We start from the raw sequence: 1,970 nt of genomic DNA on the forward strand, positions 1-1,970 counted from the left end.
GGGCATGCAGGCTCCGCGCGTGACGTTCCGCCAAGCCAGCTTCATCGAGTCGTCGATCAGCACATTGCAGGGCAAGCTCATCGCCGCCTCCGCCTTCGTCGCGGTGATCTTGTTCCTCTTCCTGGGCAACGTGCGCACGACGGTGATCGCGCTGGTGGCCATTCCGGTATCGATCTTCATCACCGCGCTGGTGTTTCGCTACTTCGGGCTGTCGATCAACACCATGACGCTGGGCGGCCTGGCCATCGCTATCGGTGGCCTGGTGGACGACGCGGTGGTGGGCATCGAGAACGTGATGCGCCGGCTCAAGGAGGACCGCAGCCGCCACCACGAGCACCGGCTGCACCCTATCGAGGTGGTGTCGCGTGCAACGATGGAGGTGCGCTCGGCCATCCTCTACGCCACCGTCATCATCGTGCTGGTGTTCGTGCCGCTGTTCGCGCTGCCGGGCATGGAAGGGCGGCTGTTCGTGCCGCTGGGCATCGCTTTCATCGTCTCCACGCTGGCAAGCCTCGTGGTGTCGGTGACGGTCACGCCGGTGCTCTCGCTGTACCTGCTGCCGCGCATGAAGTCGCTCGACCACGGTGACACCCGGCTGCTGGCCTGGCTCAAGCGCCGCTACGGCAGCGCGCTGCAGAAGGTGCTGAACCGGCCACGCGCCGCGGTGGCCGCGGGCGCGGTGGCGGTGCTGGCCGCGGCGGTGGCCGTGCCTTTCTTCGCCACCACGTTCCTGCCGCCGTTCAACGAGGGCACGCTGCTCATCGGCATGCGCCTGAATCCCGGCGTGACGCTGGCGCAGTCCACCGACATCGCGCGACAGGCCGAAGTGCTGGTCAAGCAGGTGCCCGAGGTCACGCACGTGGGGCGCCGCAGCGGCCGTGCCGAACTCGACGAGCATGCCGAGGGCGTGCACGTGAGCGAGCTCGACGTGGGCCTCAAGCCCGTGGGCGAGATCAAGCGCAGCATGCAGCAGATCCAGGCCGATATCCGCTCGCGCCTGGTGAACCTGCCCGCGGCCATCGCCATCGGCCAGCCCATCTCGCACCGCATCGACCACATGCTCTCGGGCGTGCGCTCGCAGATTGCCATCAAGATCTTCGGCGAGGACCTCGACACGCTGCGCGGCCAGGCCGACGTGCTGCGCAGCCGGCTGGCGTCGATTCCCGGCATCGCTGACCTTGAAATCGAGAAGCAGGTGCTCGCGCCGCAGATCAAGGTGCGCGTGGACTACGCGGCGGCGGCCCGCTACGGCGTGCCGGCGCCGCAGGTGCTCACGGTGCTGCAAAGCCTCGTGGAGGGCGAGAAGGTCACGCAGATCGTCGAGGGCGGGCGGCGCTTTGCGCTGGTGGTCAAGCTGCCGGAGGAGGCGCGCTCCACGCAAGGCCTGCAGGACATCCTCATCGAGACGCCCTCTGGCCGCATCCCGCTGGCCAAGATCGCCTCCATCGAGGACAGCGACGGCCCCAACCAAATCAGCCGCGACGACGGCAAGCGCCGCATCGTGCTGTCGGCCAACGCGCAGGGCCGCGCCCTGTCGGACATCGTGGCCGACATCCGCCGCGTGGTGGCCGAGACCAAGTTGCCCGAGGGCTACTTCGTGACGCTTGGCGGGCAGTTCCAGGCCCAGGAGGAGGCCTCTCGCCTGGTGGGGCTGCTGTCCATCGTCTCGGCCGTGCTGATGTTCGTCGTGCTGTTCAGCCGCTACAAGAGCTCCAAGCTGGCCCTGCTGATCATGGCCAACATTCCGCTGGCGCTGGTGGGCGCCGTGGTGGGGCTGTGGCTGGCCGGCCAACCACTGTCAGTGGCGGCCCTGGTGGGCTTCATCACGCTGGCGGGCATCTCCGTGCGCAACGGCATCCTCAAGGTCAGCCACTACATCAACCTCATGCGCTTCGAGGGCGAGAACTTCGACCACCGCATGATCCTGCGCGGCTCGCTGGAGCGGCTGAGCCCCGTGCTGATGACGGCGT

General features: G+C 67.9%; 1 protein-coding gene. It reads left to right on the forward strand.

What is annotated here, in order from left to right:
* Positions 1-1,970 (forward strand): efflux RND transporter permease subunit (locus ALA01S_RS30880; RefSeq protein WP_157119433.1); only part of this gene is annotated, 1,970 nt, incomplete at both ends.

The organism is Azohydromonas lata NBRC 102462 (assembly GCF_001571085.1).
Taxonomy (GTDB): domain Bacteria; phylum Pseudomonadota; class Gammaproteobacteria; order Burkholderiales; family Burkholderiaceae_C; genus Azohydromonas; species Azohydromonas lata.